This window comes from Candidatus Persebacteraceae bacterium Df01, from assembly GCA_030386295.1.
GTDB lineage: Bacteria > Pseudomonadota > Gammaproteobacteria > Tethybacterales > Persebacteraceae > Doriopsillibacter > Doriopsillibacter californiensis.
On sequence record JANQAO010000003.1, the window covers coordinates 44019 to 70499 of the forward strand.

The window sequence follows — 26481 nt, forward strand, 5'->3', positions numbered from 1 at the left end:
TGAATGGCATCCCAATTCATCACCGCCGCCGCCGCCAAACAATTAATCGGCGTAAATAATATAGCGCTTCTCGCACCGGACGAAGCCGTTGAAAGCGGTATAGATGAGGCGCGATTGAGCGCGGTTGTAGAAGACGTCAATTCAAGAATTGACAGTGAAATAAGCAAGCGATACGACATTCCGCTTCCGGACGAAGCGATACCGGGGTGGCTACAGACATCAGCCAGTTACTTAATTTTTTATCAACTGGCGCAGACAGATAGCGAAGTCACCGAGCTGATGAGCGACAGAAACAATCAGGCGTTAAAAGACATCCGCCGCATCGGTAGCGGCGAGATAAAACTAAAAATATCGGACACCGATAACACGGTCAATGCAGGCCGAACGAAGCAAGGCCGCGCGTTCTCCGTCAATGACGAAGGCGCCGGCGAAGCTGTCAACAAGAGAGTATTTAAGCGGTCTTTAACCGCAGGCATGACATGAGCGAGGCGATTATTACCATTGAAGCGCGGGAGCTCTTAAAGCTAGGAGATATTTTAATTCGCGCCGCAAAAAAACTTACGCGCGATGAATTGAGCGCATCAATCGCCGCAGCGGGCGAGTCGGTGACACAAGAAAGAATAGTCAGCGCAGGTAGCGGCAGCAGTGATTTAACAGGGCACGAGCCTCACGGCGAGACGTGGAGCGATAGCGGTGAGGCCTACGCCGCTTGGGCCTCCGCCCGCCCCTTTGTCGGTTCCGGGCCAAAAGAAAAACAAGTCATAACTGAAGAGCTCACTAGAGCTTTGGAGGAGATAGTCAGTGTCTATTAGTGACAGTTTAATTGCCATTCAAGCGGGCATCACAGCAATTTCAGAAATAAAGCAATGTGATTTTTATGATGGCACATTAGACAAAGATGAAAGCATAAAAAATATCAGCATAATACCCCCCGCAGTTTTAGTCACTTGCGTAAGAAGCAGTGTCACCGCGCAATCAACCAACGATTATGCAGAAGGCTCACTAGGTCCTGACACGAGGGAGTCTGACTACACTTTTATGGACACCGCGAGTTTTGCTGTTAGCCTGATTGTAAAGGACGAACCCCTATTCCCGAGAGCTCCACGAGCGTGGGAGTTGGCGACCAAAATCAACCGAGTATTAATACCCCGCGCCGCGCGAAATGTAGCGTGGAGAAACGCCTACAGCCAAGAGCTGTATGACAATGGGTTGTTTTTATTGTCGGCTACGTGGGACGAAAATATATTAAACAGTCCGCCCCCTCAAGACCGATACACCCCCGCAAAAATAACCGCAGATAATGGCGCCAGCAGTGACACAGTTTGGCCGCGAGAGCAGCAAGTGCAATGAACAACAGCGATACAATAAAGATGCTCCACCGCCGACTGGTGGCGGTAGAAAAACGAGTAGTCAGAATGATTACGCCCGGCGTAGTCGCCCAAGTTCAGGCAGAGCCTTACGCAGTGAAAGCCAACTTAGCTCCGCACGGTGAACCAGAACAATTAACTGATTGGTTACCGGTATCACAGCACCGCACTGCATCCGATATGCGAACTTTTATGCCGGTTGGTGTTGGCACTCACGGATTATTAATCGCGGCTAACGGCGAGATGAACGCCGGCTTTTTTGTTGCTGGATTTTGTGGTGCCACCACACCGCCAGCCGTAGACATAGAAAAAAGAACACACGTAGCCAAGATAGAAATGGATGGGGTGTACATGACGATAAATAAAAATGAGAACACTATCGATATAACAGCAGTAAAAGGGGTCACCATCACTGGTCCCCTAAGAGTGAACGGAAAAATAACCGCAGCCGATGACGTAGAAATTTTAGACGGCGTGACATTAAAAACACATAAGCACCCACAGAATAACGGTAATGATTTCGGTGGTGGCGCAATAACTGGGGTGGCGCAATGAGCCGCATCTCATCCAGAGATTTCGCCCGCACAATAACCGCTCGCGAGTCCCTTGAGCAGCGATTAGGAGACGCTCTCCGCTTTCGGCGAGGCACCGTTCCGGGCGCAAGAAATTACGGCAGTCATCTAATAGATGTAATAGACCGCAGCGCCGACAAAAATTTATTTTCGCTTATTTTTCGCGGGGTAGCCGAAGCGATAAGACACCCAGCCAACGGAGTCCAAGACCTTCGACTAACGCGCGTGAGTGTAGCGGCAATCGCCAACACCTACGAAGTGACAGTCCATTGTTTTTACAGGGGGGCGGCGGTAAGCCTACCGGTAATCATATGAGCATTCCTCTATCAAAACTAACTCCCCCGGCAATTAATGGCCTATTAAAAGACCCAGAAGAGATAATGGCGGAGATAGTAGCATGGTTTTCATTAAACAACTACGACCTAACCGCCGCACCATCCGACCCCGCCTACAGAGTTTTATTGGCAGCCGCGCAAAGAGAGAGTAATCTCCGAAGTGTTTATCATGATGCAATCCAAGGCCTGTCACTGGCCTACGCTTGGGGCGCAGAGTTAGACACCATAGGCGGCACCTATTATGGTGTAGAGCGATTAATCGGTGAAGAAGACGAAGCCTACAGACAGCGAATAGCAGACACCCCGGATCGATTTGCGATAGGTTTGTCTGGCGGTTGGTATGAACAAAATGCCATAGCGGTGCCTGGAGTCTTCGCGGCACAAATGGACAGCCCGACTCCCGGCGTTGTGAATGTATATATCCAAGCTGATGAGACCCTACTAGATAACAACGATAATATTATTTACGCTGATGGTGTACCGACTCAAGAATTATTAAATACAGTGACCGCAACAATCACGGCGCCGAACATAAGACAGCAAACCGATGATGTGAGAGTTCTCGCGGCAACGCCAATAGGTTATGAGGTAACGGTATCACTAACCCCGCGTTCCGGCCCCGATGCTAGCATCGTCCGCGCAGAAGCGGAGACCGCATTAACCCAAATCTTGATAGAGCGTGATAGATTGGGAGAAAAAATCAACAACGCAATAATCGCAGGCGCCGTCCACGTCCCAGGCGTGTATGAGGCATCGATAACGATAACAAGACTATCGGACAATGCAGTGGTGCCTGAATTGGTAGCAGCAACAGGCGAATTTCCTAGAAGCGCTGCCGTAACAGTAGGAGTTAACTAATGCCAATAATCAACGCCAGTAACAGAGGCAATTGTCGCGAGCGAACACAATGTTCTTGGCAGCTTAGACGGAGTTTGAGCCGCGTTCATTACCGAGAAATGATTTGACACTTAAAAAATGAAAAAAAATGAAAAAAAATGAAATATTAAAAAAATCGACAATGACAATCCGGGCACGAGTGAAAGAATTGACAAATGCAACGGGCGACCACGCATCGAATTTAAAGGAGGCAATAGAGCTTCACATAGACGAGCTGGACAACCGAATTGACGAAAAGACATGGCCGCACCTAGCGGGAACTTTAGCGGCAGGCATAGTAATCGGCGTAATAGCCGCAAAATTACTATGAACAAAAATACCCTTCTTCTCCTTAGGGAGAAGCTTAGGATGAGTGTGCAATCTTAAATGCCGACAATCCTCCCCACAACAAGCAGCGGCGCGGAGCGCCGGCTAGACGAGAGTACCGATAATAGGTTAGCAAAAATCCCCCGAGCAAGCGGCACCAACGGCCTAATCTCCTCACTATACAATCCGGACACAATCACCCCCGAACTCCTATCAGTCTTAGCTTACGCGCTAAGCGTAGACAGATGGGACGCAGAATGGTCGGACGACAGCAAGCGAGAAGTTCTCCGTGAAGCCGCAGAACTCCACAGGATAAAAGGGACAGACCAAGCGGTAATCGGCGCGCTAGCAACAGCTGGAATATACGTTCAAATCAGGCATTGGTATGAAGCCGACGGCGCGAGCTGGCCGACAGAGTTTCAGGCAAACGGTAACCCGTTACCGTTCACAATGGTAATAATAATTAACTCCATCGCCGCCGGTGCTCAAGCGCACCAAACGAAAAAAATAATAGAAAATAATAAACGCGCCAGCGTTCATTATCAAGTGATAACTCAAGCATCGAGCCAGGGCGACATATACGTAACCGTCGGCGGTGTTTGGGAGACACTAGGCCGCGCGCGAACTAGAGTCGCCAGCGACTGGACAATCGTAGTTTAGGTTTAAATAAAGAACAATTAAAGGAAAATTAAATGGCCATTAACCTCACCATATCCGCCGCCGCGAGAAGCTTACTAGTTGACCCCGCCAATACGGGCACTCGTGCAATTCGTATAACACACATCCAACTGGGAGAAGGCAGTAGAGTACCCGATGGCACCGAAGTAGGATTAGTTACAGCAGTAGCCACCGGTGATTTTGTCGGTGATGTCAACGCGCAAACGGGGGAGATAGCGGGCAGCGCTATATTTACCGGGGCCGCGGCTATAGACGCCAGTGAGGTAGCGATTATCGCGCAAATAGAAGACTCAGAGTTTGTTTTTGCTTACTGGTCAACTGCGGCGGGCGAGGTTGAATTTAGGAAATTAGCGGGTCAAGACGCCCGCCTAGCGCTCGCCGTCAGATTTGACACGACCCCGGCCGCCAGTATAACTTTTGGCCAAACAGCAGCGATCACATTCAATAATGAATTTGTCCGATTGGAGGACACGCCAAAGGAAATAGACCCCTGCATGGCAGTTGTGGGTAATCCGTCCGGTGATGGATTATTATTCACAGATAGCCTAGCGGCGAACACGTTATATTATTATGCGGCACTAACTACCCCCGTGGGCGCGGGTGGTAACACTCATGATATATTGGCTGTAATTTCGAGTGGCTCAGGGTTAGAGCCATTAACAGCTACCAATGCTATAGAACACCTGCAATCATTAACGCCGCAAATAGGTCTAATCCCGCGGCCGTCAGCGACCGCCATAAACGCCACTGATAAGTTGCGTGCGAAGTATATCGGCGTGATTAAAGCCCGCCTCTACGAGCCCAACGCCAGCCAAGATGGCTGGCAATTGTCAGCAACCTTACCGGTATCGTCATCATCCGCAGCACCGGTAGAATTGGTGAGTTCTTATGGTAATGTAGTTTTAAGTGTGTCGCCTCCGGCAACAGCGATAAGCCGTCAAGTCGGCAGGGTAGTAGGATATGAGGACAGAGCGCAGGCGATAGCTATCATCGCAATAGACTTACCCGCGAGTGTACCGCAGGCGACAGACAGCAAGCAAGGCGTGATGCGATTTGCTACAGACACAGAGGTTTCGTCCCGCGAGAATGTGGCGGCTGCGGTGAGACCTTCATCGATGCTGCTGCCAGAACCAATAACGTTATGGTCAGGATCTAGCTTATCGGCGGCGAATATGTCAATAAGCGAGGGGGAATGGTTAGATTATTTCATGTTGGGTGTTGTGGCGGACCCCAACACTGAAAATACAGACGCGGTAGGCGGGGCGTACGCCATGCCGGGGTCGTTATTTAACGCAGGCAATCGGTTCTATATCGGCGAACGCGAAGAGCATGGTTATATCGAACGGCAGACGTCCACGACGTTCAGTTACACTGCGGCGACACGTAACTTTGATATCCCCTACATAGTGCTTTTTTGGGGCATTAAAAAATAAGGAACAAGCCACATTTTTCCGCCACGCTTTTTTCTTTCCGTTTTATTGTTTGTTTTTATAATCAACACAGTGATATTTGTATATCTGTCGTTAAGCAAGAAGTTTACCAAATTGCTGTTACCACCGCCGATGTCAATAATGGCGGCGGTCTTATCCAAAGCCTTAGCAAATAGCAAATCGGTGCATGGTCTTTCCATTTGACGACGATACAAAACGAGTTGCTTGGCCAAATGCTCCGGTAAGCTCAGTTGCACGCAACGGGCTTCCGAAGGACGGTTTTCTATGGAGCAAATAAAATTATTCATACATTGTTGATTGCATCAACTAGCTCACAGGGCAACCAAAAAAATCTGGGGAGCTGTGCGTGGAGACGATGAGCTGAAATGTGAAGGTGAAAACAGGGAACTTAATTCCACTAAATTTTTTCGTTAAAAATCAATCTTTAGGAGTATTAATTATTGGGTGTCATTTTCTGGTGATCCCCGAACGGAAAAACGGCGGAGCTACATGATGACGGAGCATCATTTGGCAGCTAACTTTACGGTTGTTAATGGTAAGGCGACTTTTATTCCCATGTTTTACGGTGCTGATCCGGGAGTTATCGGAAATGGTGCTTATGCTGGGCATGATTTTTTATCTCACGAAGGCAATCGCGGTTTGGAATTGATTAACGCAATGAATAATGAACAGAAAAAAACAGCAATAGCTGCTGAAGAGGTTATGTTTAATAAATTTGGTGCTCTTGCGTTTCGTGGTCTGGGAACAAAAGATAAGCCGATTAAAGCGTAAGGAATCAGTGCAAAGAACTTGTTTGATGAACAGCAAAAATTACTTTGGATATTGATTGAAGAATACGTGCGTAATGCTGATTTTGATGTGGCCAAAGCTCAATTGGAAAAAATACAAAAGGGAGGTCTTGATAAATTAAGTTTTATGTGGATGGGGCCGACTGACGGCGTTGAAAATATTTTTTATCAGATTTACGAACCTGCAATTTTAATTAATTTCGTTAACCAGCATACTGGGTTTGACTGGAATACCCTCCCTCACATTATTATCCGTGACTCGTTTAACGATTATGGTGAGAATTGGCTTCAGAGGCATATTTTAGAAGAGCACTAATACATCGTATTTTCGCTGAACACTTTAAGGTTTTTGATGTAGATGTTGGGTAAAAGTAAGGTGCTGGTCGCCTAGACTTTCATTATTGTAGCTACCGTGTTTGATACATGCCTCCACCAAGAGTGGCAGTGGTCGTGTGGTGAGTTTAAAACAATTGTGCGATTCCCATGCCAATGAGCACAGTGCCAACCGCATAAGCCGTCATGCGTGGAGACAAGGGTGATGTTTTTTCAATTAAGGAAAAAAAGGTGAGTGCGATAATCCAGCGTAAATCCATCACGCCGCTAACAAATAAAAGTAGCATCAACGCCCAACAACAGCCGGTGCAAAAAAGACCGTTGTGTACGCCCATCAGGAATGCACCTCTCGTGCCGTGCCGCCAGTTCATCATCAAAAAGATAGCAGGATGTTGGCAGCGACGTAAACAGGAAAATTTCAGCGGTGTGAATTGGTATGCACCAGCAATGAAAAAAAATGTAGCACGAGGGATAGCACCAGCCAGCGCCATGGTATTGTTGTCAATCATTTCCATCCGCGCCGCCCACAGTTGCACAGTAGATGCGCCGGCACTAAACGCGAACCAAGGCAGTATATAGCCTAGCATTATCATTGTTGCCGGCACGAAAATTTTTTCTTCACGTACTTGGCAATAGCGACAAAATAAACTCATTAACGGAATCGCTGATGGTAGCATCATGGCTGCCATCATCACGCCCCACATGACGAACAGCAGACCCCAAGAAGCGTTTTGCCAATCGCCTCGTAGGTGTGGCAGTCGGTAAAAATCTAGCGACATGATGACGGTTATCCACCAGCAAATTGCTAACAGTGTTGCACAAACTAAAAATACGGAAATCGTCTTAACTTTTGCTTTCTTTCTCACGGTTGCATTATGTCATAGTGAAAACATGCCGGTGAACAAGGCGAAATATAATTTTGCTCGCGAGTTAAGAAAGGTTTAATTAATTTTTTGATGTGTGCAAATGAGAAAATTTTTCTTTCCATTTAATGCAGCGTTGTGCATCACGCTCTTCGTAGATACGGGTGGCAGAAGGAAGATCTAACGTTAACTCATTTTCTCGATTTTCACCCCAATCCGTTAATCGCATAGTGTACCAATTCGTTATCCCACCTGGAGGTGCAGACTCAAATTTTGGGAAATCAGGATTTCCCCCGGTTTCGGTCAACCAAGTTTCTGCCAGTCGTGGATTGAGAACCATAGCGCGTGCTAAACCTACCATATCAGCTGCGCCACTAGCTACTGCCTCTATTGCTTGCTCGCGTCTTTTGAATCCCCCAGTCACCATCAGTGGCACGCGAGTTATCTCTTTTGCGAGTTGGGCAAAATTAATAAAGTATGGTTCTTGGCTTGAGCTGTCAGAGCTTGCTTTTGCCATAGGGATATAAGTTCCTCCGCTAATATCAATCAGATCTATAGATGTTTGATCGAGCAGGCGTACTACTTTTAAAGCATCAGTTTCTGTCAAGCCTCCTTCTATTTTATCTGTCGAATTAATCCTAATTCCGATAGGAAACGACGGACCAACGGCATGCCGTACTTCGTCTATTATTTCGATTACTATACGGCATCGTGATTCGATTGAACCTCCGTAGCCATCATTCCGGTAATTAAACAGTGGACATAGAAATTGACTGAGTAGAAAACCATGTCCGGCATGTATTTGAACGCCGCTAAATCCGGCAGTCTGTGCATGTAATGCAGCTTTTGCATACATATCAGGTAATTTTTTTATTTCTTTAATTGACATGCCAGCACATTGAAGACCTTCAATATTAAGGGCGGATGGCCCCTTGGGACAACTAATGGGCAGGTGTGAAAGAGCTCCAGCATGACCGAGTTGTACCCAGAGATGAGCGCCCTCAATCACGCCTCTCTTGGTAAGTGACCGTATCATTTTTTGATCTGTCTCTGTACTGAGAACTAAATTTCCCGGTTTTTCAGGAAATCGAGGATCTACTTGGACTTCACCGATAAAAGAAACAGCGGCTCCGCCTTCTGCCCATCTTTCGTAAAGTCGAATCTGTGCTTTGGTGGGGTCACCCTCACCATTCCCAAGCGAATCCGACATGGCAGACTTGGCTAAGCGATTTTTAAAAATAGCGCCACAAGGAAGTTTTAGCAAACTTTGAAGAATATGAATGGAATTTGAGTTTTTCATAGAAAATTAAATTTTAAGTAGTTAACTTCTACAGAAAGAGAAATTTTATTAAAACATTAATCAGAACTTTCTTACGCTTGGATAGACATGATTTTTCAGTTGTGTTTGCTGCTGAGAGCATGCGTTCTGAATTAAGTTTTAGTTTGAATATTTCATATACCAATCGCAAAATTGTTTGCAGTGACGCTCGTCATCAGAAAAAACACCTGGGCGATAGTAATCAGAAAGAGCTCCTTGAGTCATTGATTTACAAAGATTTTCGTCTTCAGTGTTTGTTACTTTCCACACACTAGTCATATGCTTACGCTCAAAATCTTTTCCTTCTACTGCATCTTTATGCACAATCCAACTGGTATAAAGAACACACTTATATTCATTCAAAGGTAATATCCAATTAGTTGCAATATGGTCGCTGACAAAATGAATCCATCCGTTTGGATTGAACCAAAACGACAATGTTCCTTCGTACTCTTTGTGAGGACCTATCAACCTTGCGCTACACGGTTTTCCATCAAAACTAGTTGATTTATGGCCTTTCTTCATCGGATATCTGGCAATACGACAACTATCATGTGTATCAAACGCCTGTTCTTTCCACAGCAATCCTTTCGCCTCCCATTTTTTGGTTGCTTGGTTGAATATTTTTAAATATTCAAGGTCTTTGCTTCCATTAAAACTATTATCACTAAATAGCTTGAGTAGTCCCTTATTGTTAGCCTGACAATGACAGCATTCGCGATTGTTGAGCATTACACCAACCAATTAGCATCGATTTCTACACGCTCATGGTAGGCTAGTTTATATTCGTCTTTACCGAGGTGATAATGATGGATGTATGGATTAATCAGTTTTTGTACATTCGTCATGTCTTCTTTACATTGTTCATCATTTTCGAGACAAGCAAACAATAAACCTTCAACTTCTTGAAGTGGAACACTATCAAGTTTGCAGGATTTTCCTGCATCGGAATACATAAATTCTTTAGGCATTCTTGCTGCATGGCGTAGGCTACCATCATTTAGGTTATAAGACCATTGATGGTTAGGGCAGACAATTGATGGTTAGGGCAGACAATTGATGAAGAACATTTGCCAACATTTTTTGTCACCAATCGAGCGCTTTAATGGGCACAGCGATTTACATGCATCGAATTACGCCATCAGTACCGTGTATTAAAAAATGAGAATTTTCTAGTAATTCAAAAGATAAATAATTCATTTTTTCAGGTACATCTCCACGAGTTCCTACAAAAAACCATTTATTATGAAATAACTGTTTCATCCGGTTCGTATCAAACAACACTTCTTTAGGAAATGAATGTCCATAGCGGTATTCCTCTTTTTTTCAGTAATTAATTGTAATTAGCTATTAGGGAGATTTAATGAGGTTGTCTATATTGACTACGTTTTCGGCCATGCGGGCGGATTCGGCATCAATCACTTTTCCGTCTAGCTGTGCGGCACCGCGTCCTTCTGCTGCTGCGCTTTTTAGCGCTGCTAAAATCGCTTGGGCGCGGCAACTTCCGCCGGCGGTGGAGAAAATACCTCGTTGGCAAGTGAGATTTGTGAAGGATGAATCGCCCATTTACCTTCAATACCTAAAGACGCCGCACGGCGGGCAGCTAGCATGAAAGAATCTGAATCGTTAAAATCTCCAAAAGGACCGTCAATTGCGCGTAATCCATAGGCGCGGCAAGCGGCCGTCATACGTGACAGTGCAAAATGCCATTGGTCGCCCGGATAATCAGGATTAAGTTCGCCAATAACTACTGTGCGTGCACGACAACTAGCAGCATAATCGGTGACGCCAAAGTGTAACGCTTCCAGTCGCCGGCTGGATTGGGCAATGGCTTCAACGTTGGCCATTCCCAGCGCGGTTTCTATCAGTGCTTCCAAAACGATGCGGTGAGTGTATCCCATTGCCTGTTCAATTTGGTTGCAGAGCATGTCCACCGCATACAAATCAGCGGCAACGCCAACTTTGGGTACTAAAATTGTGTCTAAATGGGCCCCTGCCTGCTCTAACGTATCAACTACATCACGGTACATATAGTGTGTATCCAGACCATTAATGCGAATGGAAATAGTTTTTCCCTTTGCTTTCCAGTCAATATCATTGAGTGCCTGAATAATGTTGCTGCGCGCCTTTTCTTTGTCTGCCGGTGCTACGGCGTCTTCCATATCCAAAAACACATAATCGGCGGCACTGTCTGCTGCTTTTTGAATCATTGCTGGCATGGAGCCCGGCCGCTGCAGGCGGGTTTGTGCTGGTTGAAAAATTGTGTGACTCATTACATCTCCTTATAAAAAAAGATTGAGAAAATCAACGTGAATTTAATAAACAGTCGCTTTTAGAGCAAACAGCGTGGGAAAGCAAACGTAATTTATCGCCACACTGTCATACACTTGTGTTGGAAATGACGAAGGTACCACAATTGAAGATAGTTGTATTCACTTCTTCTAATTGTGGAATAAGTCATTGAAAATACGCGTTTGTGTAGGGTGCTGAAATTTTATAATTGAAATTGACACAAAGAAAAAACCGCTTACGCGGCTCTTCCTCTAATATTTGTGAGGTTAATATCGGTAATGTACTGGCTTAAACGGCCCTTCTTTTTTTACCCCAATATAAGCAGATTGTTTGTCACTCAACGTGGTGAGATTGGCGCCGACATGTGGCAGGTGTAATAACGCTACTCGTTCATCTAAATGTTTGGGTAGTACATGTACATCCACTGCATATTTGCTTGGATTGGTAAATAATTCAATCTGCGCCATGACTTGATTGGTGAAAGATGCCGACATGACAAAACTTGGGTGACCGGTAGCGCAGCTGAGATTTACCAGCCGTCCTTCGGCGAGCAAAATAATGCGCTTGCCATCAGCAAATACAACGTGGTCTACCAGTGGCTTGATATTTTCAAAGCGGCATTTCTTGCGCAGTTCGGCAACTTGAATTTCGGAATCAAAATGACCGATGTTGCACAAAATTGCGTTGTTTTTCATGCGTCGTGCATGTTCAACAGTAACAATATCCACATTGCCGGTGGCTGTAACAATAATGTCAGCTTGCTCACAGGCATCATCTACGGTTACCACGCGATATCCCTCCATCGCTGCCTGCAGCGCACAGATCGGGTCTATTTCGGCAATCCACACTGTAGCACCCAACCCACGCAGCGACTGTGCCGAACCTTTGCCAACGTCGCCATAGCCGCAAACAATGGCGATTTTTCCGGCTACCATTACATCAGTTGCCCGTTTAATGCCGTCTACCAAAGATTCTCGGCAGCCGTACAGATTGTCAAATTTGGATTTGGTCACCGAGTCATTGACGTTAAACGCCGGACACTTGAGGGTGTTTTTGTTGTGCATGTCGTAGAGTCGTTGAACACCGGTGGTCGTTTCTTCGGAAACGCCCAGCAATTTGTCGGCTAATTCGGGATGCTTTTCGTGTATAAAAAAAGTAGCATCACCGCCGTCGTCCAATATCATGTTCGGGCTCCAGCCGCCGGGACCAAAAAAAGTGCGTTCTAAGCATTCTTCATATTCCGCTTCGGTTTCACCTTTCCACGCAAAAACGGGAACGCCGGTGGCGGCAATAGCAGCGGCGGCGTGGTCTTGTGTGGAAAAAATATTGCACGATGACCAACGCACACTAGCGCCTAACGCAGTAAGCGTTTCAATCAATACGGCGGTTTGTACTGTCATGTGTAGACAACCAGTAATGCGAGCTCCGTCCAATGGTTTATCGGCGGTCATTTCGCGGCGTAATTGCATGAGGCCAGGCATTTCAGTTTCGGCAATGGTAATTTCGCGACGCCCCCAGTCGGCAAGCGAAATGTCGGCAACAGCGTAATCCTGTTCAATATTTGTGGCAGGCAAAGTCATTCGTGTATTCTCCCAGCGAAATTAGATAAAAGTTGATTTTAAAGCAAGTGCCGGAAAAATGATAGAGACGAGCTGCTGTCTCCGCCATTTTGACAACTAGGCAATGTGCGGTGCAGGCTTTGTGTCATCCTAACGTGCCGCTTTTGTAGATTATAAAGAAGTAGCAAAGTGATGAAAGTTCAACTGTTAGCAGCTGGATTTTTGAATCTCATTTTTCGTAAGAAAAACATAAGCTGACGGCGACAACGGCGTCAAAAAAGATTAACCAAAATAGAATAACTTTTGATATTCGTTGCTAATTATTATAATTAGGCTTTCCACTGTGGGCGCTTAGCTCAGCGGGAGAGCGTCGTCCTTACACGGCGAATGTCGGGGGTTCGAAACCCTCAGCGCCCACCACAGTTTTTGTGTTTTTATTTCCTCATCACACGGCAAATCCCGGCTCCACACCAAAACGATATTCGTGGTCGGAGGAAATAGATTGAAATGCCGCCGCTAGCGCAATCATGGCGGCATTATCTCCACAATGCATCGGCAGTGGCGAACACAGTTCTGTATTTTTTGCTGCGCACACTGCTTGCAACGTGTTTTGCACGTATTTATTTTGCGCAACTCCACCCACGATGGCTAATCGCTCAGCGCCAAGTTTTTCAATCGCCTGCGATACTTGACGCGCCAGTCCGCGCGCTACTGTTGCTTGAAACGAGGCAGCAATGTCGGCGCGTACGGCATCATCATCGCAGTCTTGTTTTGCCGCCAGTCGTCGCACAGCGGTTTTGAGGCCGCTGAAACTAAACTGGCAATTAGGCTGAGCCGGAGAGGGTAGAGAAAAACGTTCGGTGTTACCAGTTGCTGCAAGTTTTTCTAGCGCACCGCCGCCCGGATAACCCAAATCCAGTAATACTGCTGTTTTATCAAAAGCTTCGCCGGCGGCATCGTCCAGCGTTTCTCCCAGTAGTAGTAATGAGTCCGGAGATTTTACCTGCCACAGTTGTGTATGGCCGCCGGATACCAGCAATGCCAAATAGGGAAAAGCAAAATGTGGATTAGATAATAGTGGTGATAGTAAGTGTCCGGCTAGATGATTTACACCGACTAGTGGCAATCCCCAGGTGAAAGCTAGTCCACTCGCGACTGTGGCACCAGCCAGTAGCGCGCTGGCTAGTCCGGGACCGCGTGTGTAGGCGATTTTGGTTGGTCGGACGTTGGTAGTTTTTAACAAGTCATCAACTAGCGGTAACGCCCGCCGTAGGTGATCGCGCGAAGCCAGTTCCGGTACTACGCCGCCATAGGGGCGGTGTCTTCGCCATTGTGAATACACTCGTTCGCCAAGTAGTCCGCGTTGTTTTGAGTACAAAGCGCAGGCGGTTTCATCACACGATGTTTCAAATGCGAGAATGACTTTTTCCATAAATGCGCGGTAAAAATAAAAAAATAATGATGGCTGTAGGCGAAATAGCTATGCTATTAGGTTATAAAACGATTGTAGCGAAAGCGCAAATAATTCTAACTTAAATTACAGTTGTCAATTATGGGAAAATGGTAGGATGAACAATCTCCCCGCTTTTGAAAAACACGCCAAACAAGAACACAAATATACTACCTGCTACATGTGTGCCTGCCGTTGTGGGGTGCGAGTAACGCTTGAAGATGGCAAAATTCGTTTTGTCCAAGGCAATCCCAATCATCCTGTCAATCGCGGGGTGCTATGCGGCAAAGGCAATGCCGCCATAATGAAGCAATATTCACCTGCTAAATTGCGAGCTCCTCTCATGCGCAAGCCGGGCAGTGAGCGTGGTAGCGGTGAATTTGTGGAAGTGTCGTGGGAACAAGCGATGGATACACTGACTCAGCGATTAGCTACCATTCGTGCTGACGATCCTAACAAACTGGCATTTTTTACAGGGCGTGACCAAATGCAAGCGCTCACTGGGTTATGGGCGACGCAGTTTGGTACACTCAATTGGGCAGCGCATGGTGGGTTTTGTTCGGTTAACATGGCAGCTGCTGGGTTGCTCACTCACGGTTATTCGTTTTGGGAATTTGGCGAACCTGATTGGGAGCAAACCAAATATTTTATGCTTTGGGGAGTGGCCGAAGATCACGCTTCCAACCCCATCAAAATTGGATTGAAAAAACTTAAAGAGCGCGGTGTCAAAATCGTTGCGATTAATCCAGTGCGCACAGGGTACCAGGCAATTGCCGATGAATGGGTGCCAATTACTCCCGGCGGTGACGGTGCTTTGGCACTGGCATTTATCCACGTATTACTGAGCGAACGGCGTATTGATGAGGAATTTTTAATTAGATACACCAATCTATCATGGTTGGTAGATGACGAAGGTCTTTTTGTACGCGACAGCGATGGTCGCCCATTGGCGTGGTGTTTAGAAAATAATGTGGTGATGGATGCGCAAAAATGTGACATTTGTCCGGCATTAGTTGGAGAATACACTCTTGCTGACGGCAGGTCTGTGCGTACTGCCATGACTTTGGCAATGACACAATATTTAGATGAATCGAACTCGCCGGAAGCTATGACGGCGCACTGTGGTGTGCCGGCGGCAACTATTCGCCGCCTCGCGCGCGAGCTTGCCAATGTGGCTTTTTCACAGCCGGTGGTAGTGAATACGCCGTGGATAGATAGTGCCGGAAGGCAACACGAATCGTTTGTTGGGAGGCCAGTCTCTATGCACGCGATGCGTGGCGTGTCAGCGCATAGCAACGGCTTTCAAAGTTGTCGCGCTATTCACTTTTTGCAAGCGCTTTTGGGAAGTATGGATTGTCCGGGTGGGCACTTGGCTAAACCTCCGTATCCGAAGCATCCACCAGCGGTACCCAAACCAGCTAACCGCAGTGCGTCTGGACAACCACTGTCGGCACCACCGCTTGGTATTCCGCGTGGACCGGAAGATTTGGCGGTGGACGCCGCCGGTAAACCATTGCGGATTGATCACGCTTTTTCATGGGACGCGCCACTATCGGCACACGGTGCCATGCATATGGTTATTGCCAACGCGGCTCGTAAAAATCCGTACGCCATTGATACTTTAATGATTTTTATGGCGAATCTGGCGTGGAATTCTTCCATGAATACGGACGGTACTGTCGCCATGCTCACCGCCAAAGAAGACAACGGCGATTACACCATTCCATTTATTGTGGTGAGTGACGCTTTTCATTCCGAAATGGTGAATTATGCCGATTTGGTAATTCCTGACACTACTTATTTAGAGCGTCATGACACCATCTCTATGTTAGATCGTCCTATTTCCGAACCGCACGCTGCTTGTGACGCGATTCGCGCACCGGTGGTGGAGCCGCAATATAATACTCGTCCGTGGCAGGAGGTGTTGGTAGAGTTGGCAGGGCGATTGCAATTTCCAGTTTTTACCGGTGAAAATGGCGCGCCACGCTACGCTGATTACAAGGATTTTATTACTCGCTGGGAAAAAGCTCCTGGCATTGGTTTTTTGGCTGGTTGGCGGGGAGAAAACGGTGACGAACCTCTGCGGGGAGCGCCTAATCCTGACCAATGGCAGCGATATATTGATAATGAATGCTTTTTTCGGGAAGAGTTGCCACCATCAACGCGTTATTTTCGCTTTGCCAATCGTGATTATTTGCAATATGCCAAACGTGCCGGATGGACAGAAAGCGATGCTCCGATAGTGATTGAGCTATACAGCGAAACCCTGCGAAAATTTCAGCGCGCCGGAGAGGGAATGGGTGAACACGTTCCACCTGAAGAATACCAACGTCGCCGCTTGCGCGAGTATTGCCGACCGTTACCATTTTACTATCGTCCGTTAGAGCAAGCACGGCAGGATGGCGATAGTTATCCATTTTATGCCGTTACTCAACGACCTATGTTTATGTATCATTCGTGGGATTCTCAAAATGCGTGGTTGCGCCAAATTGCTGCTGACAACCATATTCACATTAATCGCACTCGTGCTGCTGAAATGGGTATTGCTGACGATGATTGGGTCTGGCTGTCGTCGCGCATTGGTAAAGTGGCGGCGCGCGCACGTTGTATGGACGGCGTAGCTGCTGATACGGTATGGACGTGGAATGCCATTGGTAAAGGTGCGGGTGCTTGGGGGCTGGCAGCAAACGCCAATGAGAGCGTGGAAGGATTTTTATTAAACAGCCTTATTGGTGAGTGGTTGCCGCCGGTAAACGATGAGTCACCGCTTAGTAACAGTGATCCAATTACCGGTCAAGCGGCGTGGTATGACTTGCGAATCAATATTACTAAAATGCGCGCCGAGGAAATTACCGCTTTATCGCACTCGTCGGCATTTGCTACACTACCCAATATGGCGCAAGAAAATGAGAAACCGTTGCGCTACATTGCGGGTTCTGCCGTTAATTTGCATCGCACATTTCTTGATACATTATTCCGTAAATAATCTACGATAAAAAATATTGATTTGCCAACAAAAGGAGAAAATAATATGGCTTATGTTGACGGGTACATTGCTGCCGTGCCTACAGCAAACAAAGATAGTTACAAAGAACACGCGGTTAAGGTAGCGGCAGTTTTTAAGGAGAACGGCGCGCTGAAAACTGTTCAGTGTTGGGGTGATGAAGTGCCAGAAGGAAAAAATACATCATTTCCAATGGCGGTTAAATGCAAAGAAGATGAGGCGGTTGTATTTGTATGAAAAAATCGATGGCCGATCCGCGTATGCATCCTCCCGGTAATCAGATGCTCTTTGATGGTAAGAGAATTATATTTGGCGGTTTTGAGGTAATTGCTGAGTAATAATAATTTGGTTTTATTTACGTTTGCGTGCTGAGAAAGTATCTAAGCACATACCGATTGAGCTCAATGCTAAGCAGCTTTTACTTCCTCATCACCGATATTCGAATTTTTCTTTTCGTCTGATTTTTCGTCTTCATCATCTTCTTCATCGTTATCTAGATCCGCCGGTGGCGTAGGAGGAGACTCCTGTGGCGGTTCTGGCGGGCGTCCTTCCATAATGGCGTTAATTTGCTTCTCATCTATGCTCTCCCAGTCCAATAATGCTTTTGTCATAACTTCTACTTTGTCACGATTATCTTCTAGCAGCTTTCGTGCGCGAGTATATTGATCGTCAATAATACGGCGAATCTCGGCGTCCACCTCGCGCATGGTAGTTTCAGATACTTGTCGCTGAGAAGAAATGGAACGTCCCAAAAATACTTCGCCTTCATCTTCACTGTACACCATAGTGCCCATATTTTTGCTCATGCCCCACTGTGTCACCATTCGTCTCGCCATTGTCGTGGCGCGTTCAAAGTCGTTAGAGGCGCCGGTAGTCATTTGACTCATAAACAGCTCTTCAGCTATACGTCCAGCCAGTAAAACACAAATATTGCCCAAGATTTGGGATTCAGTCATGTTGTAGCGATCTTCGGCTGGCAATTGCATAGTTACACCTAATGCTCGCCCTCGTGGAACGATAGTAACTTTGTGTACTGGATCGGTTTCAGGTAATAGTCGCGCGACAACGGCATGTCCTGACTCGTGATAGGCGGTGTTTTTTCGTTCTTTTTCTGGCATAACAATGGAACGACGTTCGGCACCCATGATAATTTTTTCTTTGGCGAACTCAAAATCAGTCATGCGTACGATTTTGCGTTTGCAGCGCCCAGCATACAGCGCTGCTTCGTTTACTAGATTGGCCAAGTCGGCGCCAGCAAAGCCCGGCGTACCACGAGCTACCACTTTGGCATCTACATCACGACCAATAGATACCTTGCGCATGTGCACGAGCAAGATTTCTTCACGCCCACGAATATCTGGCAGTGGCACTACCACTTGCCGGTCAAAGCGTCCGGGGCGCAATAATGCTGGATCCAATACATCAGGTCGGTTGGTGGCAGCAATAATGATGACGCCAGTGTTTTCTTCAAATCCATCCATCTCAACTAATAGCTGATTGAGTGTTTGCTCACGCTCATCATTACCACCACCAAGTCCGGTACCACGCTGGCGACCAACGGCGTCAAGTTCGTCTATAAAAACGATGCACGGCGCACTTTTTTTGGATTGTTCAAACATGTCGCGCACACGAGAAGCGCCGACCCCTACGAACATTTCCACAAAATCAGAACCGGAAATAGAAAAGAAAGGCACTTTTGCCTCGCCGGCAATCGCGCGTGCTAGCAACGTTTTTCCAGTTCCCGGGCTACCTACCATCAGCACGCCGCGCGGGATTTTGGCGCCCAGTTTGCGAAAACGTCCGGGCTTGCGCAAAAATTGAACTAATTCACTGACTTCGTTTTTTGCTTCTTCACAGCCGGCTACGTTTTCAAATGTCACACGATTTTCATTTTCGTCCATGACTCGAGCGCGACTTTTGCCAAATGAAAAAGCACCGCCACGTCCGCCACCTTGCATACGCTGCATAAAAAATATCCACACGCCGATAAGCAATAGCATGGGAAACCAAGAAACGAAAATAGTGAAAAGAAAAGATCTTTCTTCTTCTGGAGTGGCTTCCACTTCCACGCCTGCTTTGCGCAAGTCAGACGCCATAAACACATCGCTGGGCGCGTGGGCAGTGACAATTTCGTTGGTTTCTGTGCGCCCCTTTAATTCAGAGCCATCAATTTTGACGCGTACAAACAGCCCCTCTTCGGCGCGACGCATAAACTCAGAGTAGGGGATGCTGTCATCGCCAATATTGCCACGTAATTGGCCAAACAAAAAAACGACGCCCATGAAAAGCATCGTCCATATAATAAAGGTCCTGATTGCCGGATGCATGATTTTCTGATTCTACGCTTTTCGCACACCTCTGGCAAGAAAATACGCTTCTTTGCTGGCGGCACGGCTTGCTTGTAGATGCAATATTTTAACTGTCATAAATTGTTTTTTCATTTCTTCTAACAATAAGGGAAAATCATCTCCTTGAAATCCTTTGGACAAAAAGCGTCCCGTTGGCGGCAATACACGTAAGGCAAAATTCATCGCTGCTCGTACCAACTCTGCGGCTCGTGCTTGGTCAGCCGCGGCAATTCCGGATAAATTTGGCGCCATATCTGACAGCACCACATCGGCACGTCCGTCAAATAACTCTAATATTGTTGCGATGGTTTTTTCTTGTGTGAAGTCCGCTTGCAAAATATGTGCTCCTACTACTGGTTTTGTGGGAAGCAAATCTACGCCTACTACCTTCCCGTCGGTTTTTTGTGTGGCCACTTGCAGCCAGCCACCAGGGGAGCACCCCAAGTCGGCAATTTGGACATCTGAATGCAATAGTCGTTCGCGAGCATCAATTTCCAATAATTTAAATGCTGACCGTGAGCGGTACCCTTGTGCACGGGCAGCACGTACTTGCGTATCTTGTTCCTGCACGCGATGCCATTGCGCGGATTTGGATTGCCGTTTTTGGGACACAAGTGTATTGTATCTCGGCACAAAGATGACAATGCTAAAAAAACAATAGTAACGGATTAAAATCGGGCTTATGTCTCCTGTTGTCATTGTTAATAATGCGCCCATTGATGCGGGCGCTGAAAGCGGTCATATTCACGCTGCTACTGCTGGTGACGCCGGTGCGGTGCTGTGTTTTAGCGGAGCAGTTCGTGGTGGTGATGTGCTGGCGATGACGTTGGAACACTATCCAGACATGACGGAACTCGCTTTGCGAGATATTGCGGTGGCAGCAGAAAAACGTTGGGCACTGTTGGCGGTGCGGGTACGTCATCGTGTCGGGCGCATGATGCCGGGAGAAATTATTGTTTTTGTTGGTGTGGCTACTACGCATCGTGCTGATGCTTTTGCCGCTGGTTCCTACATCATGGACTATCTTAAAACACAGGCGCCATTTTGGAAAAAAGAAGAAACCACGGCCGGTTGTCGTTGGGTGGATGCTCGCGATACTGATGATGATGCCCGAAATCGTTGGGAATAGTGAGCCTCATCGCCGTCATTGCCGCCGCCGCATTAGCCGACAATATTATTTTGGCGAAAATGTTAGGTTTGTGTCCGTTCACTGGACTGTCCAAGCGGCTAGATGTGGCCGTTGGTGTTGGCGTGGCGACGGCTGCAGTACTCACGCTATCCGCTGCTGCTGCGTGGGTTGTCAACGCTACGTTATTGCAAAACATATCGTCATTACAGCCACTTATTTTTATCACATTAGCTGCGATAGTAGTGCAGGGAGCAGAATTAGCTATGCGCCTGTGGATGCCGCTCATGCACCGGATGCTGGGGTTATATTTGCCGCTTATTGCGACCAATTGTGCGGTGCTGGGGGTAATGTTGCTGGCGGTGCGCAAGTCACCAGATTCTTTTATTGAAGCGGTAGCGCGTGGTTTTGGCGGTGGGGTAGGCTTTTTGCTGGCAATGGTGTGCTTAGCCTTAGTGCGCGAGCGCATAACTGATTCGCAAGTGCCGGTAGCCATGCGCGGGGCACCGCTTACTATGATCACAATAGGCTGGATGGCGCTGGCGTTTTCAGGGTTGCACGGAATTTTTTAACAAATGCAATGACAACAGTGGCGTTAATCCTGCTGATGGCCGTAGCAGGCGGTTTATTGGGCTTTTTGTATCAACGTACGACTCTGCAAGATAGCACAGCACCTCTCACTGCTGCACTTAACGAGGCGCTGCCGCAATTGCAATGTGGTGACTGCGGTTACCCAGGTTGCCGACCTTACGCTGCCGCAATTGCTTGTGGCGAAGCGGAAATTAATCTATGCCCGCCCGGTGGCTCGGAAACCGTGCAGCAGTTAGCGCAATTGCTCAATGTTGAGCCGCCACTCATACCGCAGCAGCCGCAGCGGCTGGTAGCAGTTATTCGTGCAGAAGATTGTGTAGGCTGTGCGTTGTGCTTACCGGTATGCCCGACAGATGCAATTGTTGGTGCCACACGTCATCGCCACACTGTTATCACCGAACACTGCGTGGGCTGTCGTTTATGTTTGCCTCCTTGCCCAACAAATTGTATTGAAATGCATCCTGAATAAAGCGAGTTTATTTCTTCAAATTATTATTTTACGTCCGCATAAATGGAAATTAATTCAAAATTCGTTTTAGTAGGATAAAAGCTAAAACTTGGTACGCTCACTTTGCAGAATGTTCTTTTTTGGTTAAAATTTTTGGACAAAGTTTGCAGTCAAATTTCTTATTTTAATTATTGCGGTAATCGTGAATTTCCCATTAAAAAAGCGTCAACGGCATGGGCACACTGGCGTCCTTCTCTAATCGCCCAAACTACTAAAGACTGACCACGCCGCGTATCACCGGCAGCAAATATCTTAGGTAGTGAAGTTTGGTAGTCTCGTTCATTTGCCAGTACATTGCCTCGGTTATCTAGTTTTACTGCTAATTTATCCAGCAATCCGGTATGTACTGGGTGAATGTATCCCATAGCCAGTAAGGCTAATTGTGCAGGTAGCTCAAACTCAGAACCCGGTATTTCTTCCATTACAAACTTGCCATTGTCATCGTGCCAGCGTACTTGTGCGGCGCGTATTTGCTGCAACTGACCCTCGGAGTCGCCGATAAAGGCTTTGGTAATCACGCTCCACTCCCGTTTGCAACCTTCATCGTGTGATGAGGACGTGCGTAGTTTCATGGGCCAGTTGGGCCAAACAAGTTGTTTGTTTTCTTCTTCTGGTGGGCACGCCAATAATTCAAATTGCGTTACGCTTGCTGCAGTCTGTCGGTTGGAAGTACCGATGCAGTCAGATCCCGTATCGCCGCCGCCGATAACTACAACATCTTTTCCGGTAGCTAAAATATCCGCCGTATTAACTGGTAGTCCGGCAACGCGCCGGTTTTGTTGGGGGAGAAAGTCCATGGCGAAATGTACCCCTTTGAGTTTGTGTCCCGGTATGGGTAAATCACGCGGTTGTTCGCTGCCTGCCGCTAGCACCAGAGCGTGAAATTCCGCTAATAATTTATTTGCTGACGCGCCGTCGTCAATATGGGTATTGGTATGAAAAACAACTCCTTCTGCCTCCATTTGCGCAATGCGGCGGTCAATGAGATGTTTTTCCATCTTGAAGTCAGGAATGCCAAAGCGTAATAACCCTCCGACTTTTTCATTTTTTTCAAATATATGCGGTTCATGTCCGGCACGAGCTAACTGTTGAGCACAGGCTAGCCCCGCTGGTCCGGAACCCACGATAGCCACTCGTTTGCCGCTTTTATTGGCGGGTGGACAAGGAGATATCCACCCTTCTTCCCAGCCACAATCAACAATAGCGCGTTCTACGGATTTGATAGCAACTGCATCATCGTTAATGTTTAACGTGCAGGCAGCCTCACATGGTGCAGGACAGACGCGACCAGTAAACTCGGGGAAATTGTTGGTGGAATGTAATTTATTTAGAGCTTGTCGCCATTGTTTGCGATAAATGAGATCGTTCCAATCGGGGATGATGTTATGCACTGGGCAACCAGTCTGGCAAAATGGAATGCCACAATCCATGCACCGAGCTGCCTGCTGGCTGACGTCAGTTGCATCTGGATGAATGGTAAATTCTCGATAATGTTGTAGGCGTTCGGAAACCGGTGCATAGGCACCCGTTTCACGTTCTATTTCCAAAAAACCGGTAGTTTTTCCCATAACCGCTATTCTCCCGATTGTGATTTTTAGCAAAGCTCAAAATTATACTTGATGGGCGAGGCAGTGGTAGAAAACGCTTATTTTGTTGGCTGCCAGTATGTTTTGAGTGGGCTATTGTCGTTCACGGCAGAAAACAACCCCGGCAGGGGGTGGCGACTGTTATTATCAGTATTAGGTGAGCCACGATTTTGTTGCAAATCGTCCAAACACAGAGTACGAATTTCAATATTAAATCGCGTTAAGGAAGAGGTGTTGGGAATGGTGGCATGCAAGTGTGCTGCCGAAAAGCAAAATAACTGCCCCGGGCGCATAATCAGAGGAATGATTTTGTCATCCGGCACGACTAGGGCTTGTGGTGCTGACGGATATGCCGCTTTTCTGCCGTTTTTGGCTTGTTGGCGCGCTTTCAGATAATCTTTAAATGACCATTCAGCTGTGGTATTGGTCAGAGGTTGTCGCCAGTATCTGGGATAAAAGCCCATGGTGCGATTTTGCGCTAGCGGCCACAGCGGTGCCCACCAGTTAATTTGCGCTTGAAATCCTGCCCCCCACGTGTCGCGATGCACACCGACCGCTGAACGAAAGCCGCCGTGGTGAAAGTTGACCGGTGGTGCCACGCGCAGACCAAGTGTGTCCCAAAATAAGCCTTCTGTTGACAGACCAACATTGCGTAGCACGTCGGCAAACAGCTGTTTGCAATCGCTTGTGTTAACCTGCTGTTGTGCTGATTCGGCACAGCACAAAAAATTGTCTCGTTGATGTTGTTGGTGTGCTTGTGGCGGATAATTGGTAGCAAAGGCGTCGCGCACAATGTTGCGCACGGTGGTATTGAAACGGCGTATAGCAGGTAAATGCGAAAACAAGAGGTAATCGCCGTTAAAAATGCGTGGATTAAGTTTACGTGCAGGCAGTGGTGGAGAGGCGACGGTAACGGGAAGTGTGAGCATAAAACGATAAGGATTTTATACGTTTAACTGGTCAAAATTGAAAAATTATTAGTTGTTATCCGGCAACAAAAATTGCATATTCAGGGTGTGCCATCCATATTTTTCGGATGTTTGATATTCTGATTGATAGTGACATTTTATTGGTTTATTTTCGCATAAAAATTTAATCTGCGCGTCTATTATTTAATTTATATCACCACTCGTTTGGGCAATGATAGAATCTGTCCAATGAGAACTCATTTTTGCGGCGCCGTAAACACTCAAAATTTAGATGGAACGGTTACCGTTTGTGGTTGGGCGCACTCGCGTCGCGATCACGGTGGTGTGATTTTTATTGATTTACGAGATAAATCTGGTGTTTTACAGTTGGTGGCAGATCCGAGTGAAAACGCTGACGTTTTTGCTCAAGCTAATGGTGTGCGCAACGAATATGTATTACGTGCTACCGGCATAGTGCGGCGGCGACCCGAAGGAACTGACAATTCACGCCTGAGCAGTGGTGAGGTAGAAGTTAATTTATGTCGGTTGGAAGTTTTAAATACTGCTACGGCGTTGCCGTTTATGCCCGATGACGAAGGTGTGTCGGAAGAAGCGCGTCTACGTCACCGAGTTATTGATTTGCGCGGTACCGCAATGCAATCCAACTTACGTCGCCGCCATGCTATGCTTGCTGCCGTTCGCCAATGGTTTTGTGAGCGCGATTTTATTGATATAGAAACACCGCTACTTACTCGAACAACGCCTGAAGGTGCGCGTGATTTTCTCGTTCCGAGTCGCCTGCAGCCGGATGCTTTTTACGCGTTGCCGCAGTCACCGCAGTTATTTAAACAAATGTTGATGGCAGCGGGTTTTGAACGTTATTTTCAGATCGCACGATGTTTTCGTGATGAGGACTCCCGTTCTGATCGGCAACCAGAGTTTTCACAAATTGATGTAGAAATGTCGTTTGTGGAGGAAAATGATGTGATGACGATGATGGAAGAACTTGTCATTGCCGCTTTTGCTGCTGTTAACATTACGTTGCCGCAACCTTTCCCGCGTATGAACTGCACCGAAGCTGTACGTCGTTTTGGCATTGACCGCCCCGACTTGCGCAATCCGTTGGAGCTTACCGATTTGGGTGATTTGATGGCGGAGGTAGAATTTAAAGTGTTTCGCGAACCGGCACAGGCAGCTGATGGTCGTGTGGCGGCATTACGTTTGCCTGGTGGTGCTTCTTTGTCACGCAAACAGATTGATGAGCTGACTGCTTATGTGGCGCGTTATGGTGCTCGTGGGCTGGCTTATATCAAAGTAATTAATGTCACTGCCGGTGCTGACGGCTTGCAATCGCCGATTATTAAGTTTTTACCAGAAAATGTGTTGGCGCAATTAATTGAACGCACACAAGCGGTGGATGGTGACATCATCTTTTTTGGTGCAGGTCGTGAAGATATTGTTAACGCTTCTTTGGCGGCATTACGTGATCGATTAGGCGAAGACGGAAATTTGTTGAGTGACGGCTGGAAGCCACTGTGGATTACCGATTTTCCGCTGTTTGAGCGTGACTACGAACGTAAGCGATGGAATGCGCGGCATCATCCGTTTACCGCACCGCGAGAGGGAGACGAGCGCCATTTGCCGGAACACCCAGAGCGTGTTATGTCGCGTGCCTATGACATGACGCTAAATGGTGTTGAAATCGGTGGCGGCAGTATTCGCATTCATCGTGTTGAGACTCAGCTGGCAATGCTGGAAGCATTGGGAATTGATGAAACGGAAGCGCGCCGGCAATTTGGTTTTTTATTGCAGGCGTTGGAATCTGGCGCGCCACCGCATGGTGGTGTTGCTTTCGGGCTGGACCGCATGGCGGCTATGGCTTGTCAGGTGCAAAGTATTCGTGACGTTATCGCATTTCCTAAGACGCAGCGTGGGCAATGCTTGCTGACGAAAGCGCCTTCTTCGGCGACGAGTGAGCAGTTACAAGAATTGCACATTAAAGTTGCCAAGCGAGCTTCACCAGCGTCCGATTCTTTATAAGTAAACAGTGCGGCTTTTGTACACCAACACCCATAAAAGATTAAGATAAAATCTAGATAATAAGCCGCCATAGCTCAGCTGGTAGAGCAGCTGATTTGTAATCAGTTTGTCGGGAGTTCAAATCTCTCTGGCGGCACCAATTTTTTTGTGAGACACGTGTG

At 47.2% G+C, this 26481-nt stretch carries 26 protein-coding genes, 2 tRNA genes and 3 pseudogenes; 19 read left to right on the forward strand and 12 right to left on the reverse strand.

What is annotated here, in order from left to right; all coding sequences use genetic code 11:
* Positions 1 to 3: 3 nt before the first annotated feature.
* The 9 genes from NQX30_04810 to NQX30_04850 all read left to right on the forward strand — a co-directional run bounded on the left by NQX30_04810 (position 4) and on the right by NQX30_04850 (position 5588).
* Positions 4 to 483 (forward strand): DUF1320 domain-containing protein, encoded by a 480-nt coding sequence (locus tag NQX30_04810; GenBank protein ID MDM5147691.1) that lies wholly within the window; start codon positions 4 to 6, stop codon positions 481 to 483.
* On the forward strand, positions 480 to 812 hold the full coding sequence (locus NQX30_04815) for a hypothetical protein (GenBank protein MDM5147692.1): 333 nt from the start codon (positions 480 to 482) through the stop codon (positions 810 to 812). Before NQX30_04810 ends, NQX30_04815 begins: the two co-directional genes overlap by 4 nt.
* Entirely contained in the window at positions 802 to 1350 is a 549-nt protein-coding gene (locus NQX30_04820) for a hypothetical protein (GenBank protein ID MDM5147693.1), read from the forward strand. The genes NQX30_04815 and NQX30_04820 overlap by 11 nt, the downstream gene beginning before the upstream one ends.
* The gene (locus NQX30_04825; GenBank protein ID MDM5147694.1) at positions 1347 to 1922 is read left to right on the forward strand and encodes a hypothetical protein; all 576 of its coding nucleotides are present in this window, start codon (positions 1347 to 1349) and stop codon (positions 1920 to 1922) included. The genes NQX30_04820 and NQX30_04825 overlap by 4 nt, the downstream gene beginning before the upstream one ends.
* Positions 1919 to 2254 carry a hypothetical protein gene (locus NQX30_04830; GenBank protein ID MDM5147695.1) on the forward strand — a complete coding sequence of 112 codons (336 nt, stop codon included), beginning with the start codon at positions 1919 to 1921 and terminating at the stop codon, positions 2252 to 2254. The genes NQX30_04825 and NQX30_04830 overlap by 4 nt, the downstream gene beginning before the upstream one ends.
* Positions 2251 to 3132, forward strand: coding sequence for a baseplate J/gp47 family protein (locus NQX30_04835; GenBank protein MDM5147696.1), 882 nt, complete (start codon positions 2251 to 2253; stop codon positions 3130 to 3132). Before NQX30_04830 ends, NQX30_04835 begins: the two co-directional genes overlap by 4 nt.
* Before the next feature lie 160 nt (positions 3133 to 3292).
* Positions 3293 to 3481: a hypothetical protein gene (locus NQX30_04840; GenBank protein MDM5147697.1), complete on the forward strand. Its 189-nt coding sequence runs from the start codon at positions 3293 to 3295 to the stop codon at positions 3479 to 3481.
* A gap of 56 nt (positions 3482 to 3537) precedes the next feature.
* Positions 3538 to 4137, forward strand: coding sequence for a phage tail protein I (locus tag NQX30_04845; GenBank protein MDM5147698.1), 600 nt, complete (start codon positions 3538 to 3540; stop codon positions 4135 to 4137).
* Between the two features lie 32 nt (positions 4138 to 4169).
* Positions 4170 to 5588: a hypothetical protein gene (locus tag NQX30_04850; protein ID MDM5147699.1), complete on the forward strand. Its 1419-nt coding sequence runs from the start codon at positions 4170 to 4172 to the stop codon at positions 5586 to 5588.
* On the opposite strand, the gene NQX30_04855 is transcribed toward NQX30_04850, so the two are convergent.
* A complete protein-coding gene (locus NQX30_04855) occupies positions 5555 to 5893 on the reverse strand; it encodes a hypothetical protein (protein ID MDM5147700.1) in 339 nt (112 codons plus the stop codon). The two genes, NQX30_04850 and NQX30_04855, sit on opposite strands and share 34 nt — an antisense overlap.
* A gap of 157 nt (positions 5894 to 6050) precedes the next feature.
* On the opposite strand from NQX30_04855, the pseudogene NQX30_04860 reads away from it, so the two are divergent.
* Positions 6051 to 6710, forward strand: a pseudogene (locus NQX30_04860) (DUF3500 domain-containing protein).
* A gap of 145 nt (positions 6711 to 6855) precedes the next feature.
* Here NQX30_04860 and NQX30_04865 read toward each other — a convergent pair.
* A complete protein-coding gene (locus NQX30_04865) occupies positions 6856 to 7506 on the reverse strand; it encodes a DUF2182 domain-containing protein (protein MDM5147701.1) in 651 nt (216 codons plus the stop codon).
* On the opposite strand from NQX30_04865, the gene NQX30_04870 reads away from it, so the two are divergent.
* Positions 7505 to 7672: a hypothetical protein gene (locus tag NQX30_04870; protein MDM5147702.1), complete on the forward strand. Its 168-nt coding sequence runs from the start codon at positions 7505 to 7507 to the stop codon at positions 7670 to 7672. The genes NQX30_04865 and NQX30_04870 overlap by 2 nt on opposite strands.
* On the opposite strand, the gene NQX30_04875 is transcribed toward NQX30_04870, so the two are convergent.
* The 5 genes and pseudogenes from NQX30_04875 to ahcY all read right to left on the reverse strand — a co-directional run bounded on the left by NQX30_04875 (position 7673) and on the right by ahcY (position 12780).
* Entirely contained in the window at positions 7673 to 8890 is a 1218-nt protein-coding gene (locus NQX30_04875) for an NADH:flavin oxidoreductase/NADH oxidase family protein (GenBank protein ID MDM5147703.1), read from the reverse strand.
* 138 nt (positions 8891 to 9028) lie between these two features.
* Complete coding sequence (locus tag NQX30_04880; protein MDM5147704.1) at positions 9029 to 9640, reverse strand: hypothetical protein; 612 nt, start codon at positions 9638 to 9640, stop codon at positions 9029 to 9031.
* The gene (locus NQX30_04885) at positions 9640 to 9879 is read right to left on the reverse strand and encodes a hypothetical protein (GenBank protein MDM5147705.1); all 240 of its coding nucleotides are present in this window, start codon (positions 9877 to 9879) and stop codon (positions 9640 to 9642) included. Before NQX30_04885 ends, NQX30_04880 begins: the two co-directional genes overlap by 1 nt.
* Positions 9880 to 10258: 379 nt before the next feature.
* A pseudogene (locus NQX30_04890) lies at positions 10259 to 11181 on the reverse strand (CoA ester lyase).
* Positions 11182 to 11466: 285 nt separating this feature from the next.
* Positions 11467 to 12780: an adenosylhomocysteinase gene (gene ahcY / locus NQX30_04895; GenBank protein ID MDM5147706.1), complete on the reverse strand. Its 1314-nt coding sequence runs from the start codon at positions 12778 to 12780 to the stop codon at positions 11467 to 11469.
* Positions 12781 to 13104: 324 nt separating this feature from the next.
* Between ahcY and NQX30_04900 the strand changes: the two genes are divergently transcribed.
* Positions 13105 to 13179, forward strand: a tRNA-Val gene (locus tag NQX30_04900).
* A 25-nt stretch (positions 13180 to 13204) separates the two neighbouring features.
* Here the strand turns inward: NQX30_04900 and tsaD are convergent.
* The gene (tsaD, locus tag NQX30_04905; protein MDM5147707.1) at positions 13205 to 14191 is read right to left on the reverse strand and encodes a tRNA (adenosine(37)-N6)-threonylcarbamoyltransferase complex transferase subunit TsaD; all 987 of its coding nucleotides are present in this window, start codon (positions 14189 to 14191) and stop codon (positions 13205 to 13207) included.
* A 136-nt stretch (positions 14192 to 14327) separates the two neighbouring features.
* Between tsaD and NQX30_04910 the strand changes: the two genes are divergently transcribed.
* Both NQX30_04910 and NQX30_04915 read left to right on the forward strand, forming a co-directional pair.
* Positions 14328 to 17195 carry a molybdopterin-dependent oxidoreductase gene (locus NQX30_04910; GenBank protein ID MDM5147708.1) on the forward strand — a complete coding sequence of 956 codons (2868 nt, stop codon included), beginning with the start codon at positions 14328 to 14330 and terminating at the stop codon, positions 17193 to 17195.
* A gap of 45 nt (positions 17196 to 17240) precedes the next feature.
* Positions 17241 to 17551: pseudogene (locus NQX30_04915) on the forward strand (DUF1428 domain-containing protein).
* 69 nt (positions 17552 to 17620) lie between these two features.
* Here the strand turns inward: NQX30_04915 and ftsH are convergent.
* Positions 17621 to 19495, reverse strand: a complete 1875-nt coding sequence (gene ftsH / locus NQX30_04920; GenBank protein MDM5147709.1) for an ATP-dependent zinc metalloprotease FtsH — start codon at positions 19493 to 19495, stop codon at positions 17621 to 17623.
* Positions 19496 to 19552: 57 nt separating this feature from the next.
* Positions 19553 to 20173, reverse strand: coding sequence for an RlmE family RNA methyltransferase (locus NQX30_04925; protein ID MDM5147710.1), 621 nt, complete (start codon positions 20171 to 20173; stop codon positions 19553 to 19555).
* Positions 20174 to 20243: 70 nt separating this feature from the next.
* Between NQX30_04925 and NQX30_04930 the strand changes: the two genes are divergently transcribed.
* Genes NQX30_04930 through NQX30_04940 form a run of 3 tightly spaced genes read left to right on the forward strand, consistent with a single transcriptional unit; the run spans position 20244 to position 21747 of the window.
* Complete coding sequence (locus NQX30_04930) at positions 20244 to 20690, forward strand: molybdenum cofactor biosynthesis protein MoaE (GenBank protein ID MDM5147711.1); 447 nt, start codon at positions 20244 to 20246, stop codon at positions 20688 to 20690.
* Positions 20690 to 21259 (forward strand): electron transport complex subunit RsxA, encoded by a 570-nt coding sequence (locus NQX30_04935; protein MDM5147712.1) that lies wholly within the window; start codon positions 20690 to 20692, stop codon positions 21257 to 21259. The genes NQX30_04930 and NQX30_04935 overlap by 1 nt, the downstream gene beginning before the upstream one ends.
* A gap of 17 nt (positions 21260 to 21276) precedes the next feature.
* Positions 21277 to 21747, forward strand: coding sequence for an RnfABCDGE type electron transport complex subunit B (locus NQX30_04940; protein MDM5147713.1), 471 nt, complete (start codon positions 21277 to 21279; stop codon positions 21745 to 21747).
* A gap of 167 nt (positions 21748 to 21914) precedes the next feature.
* Here NQX30_04940 and NQX30_04945 read toward each other — a convergent pair whose 3' ends face one another.
* Together NQX30_04945 and NQX30_04950 are read right to left on the reverse strand one after the other, a co-directional pair.
* Complete coding sequence (locus tag NQX30_04945; protein ID MDM5147714.1) at positions 21915 to 23354, reverse strand: glutamate synthase subunit beta; 1440 nt, start codon at positions 23352 to 23354, stop codon at positions 21915 to 21917.
* A 77-nt stretch (positions 23355 to 23431) separates the two neighbouring features.
* Positions 23432 to 24301 (reverse strand): hypothetical protein, encoded by an 870-nt coding sequence (locus NQX30_04950; protein ID MDM5147715.1) that lies wholly within the window; start codon positions 24299 to 24301, stop codon positions 23432 to 23434.
* A gap of 228 nt (positions 24302 to 24529) precedes the next feature.
* Between NQX30_04950 and aspS the strand changes: the two genes are divergently transcribed.
* Together aspS and NQX30_04960 are read left to right on the forward strand one after the other, a co-directional pair.
* Positions 24530 to 26320, forward strand: a complete 1791-nt coding sequence (gene aspS / locus NQX30_04955; GenBank protein MDM5147716.1) for an aspartate--tRNA ligase — start codon at positions 24530 to 24532, stop codon at positions 26318 to 26320.
* 63 nt (positions 26321 to 26383) lie between these two features.
* Positions 26384 to 26459: transfer RNA gene (locus NQX30_04960), tRNA-Thr, on the forward strand.
* The last annotated feature ends 22 nt before the right edge of the window (positions 26460 to 26481 follow it).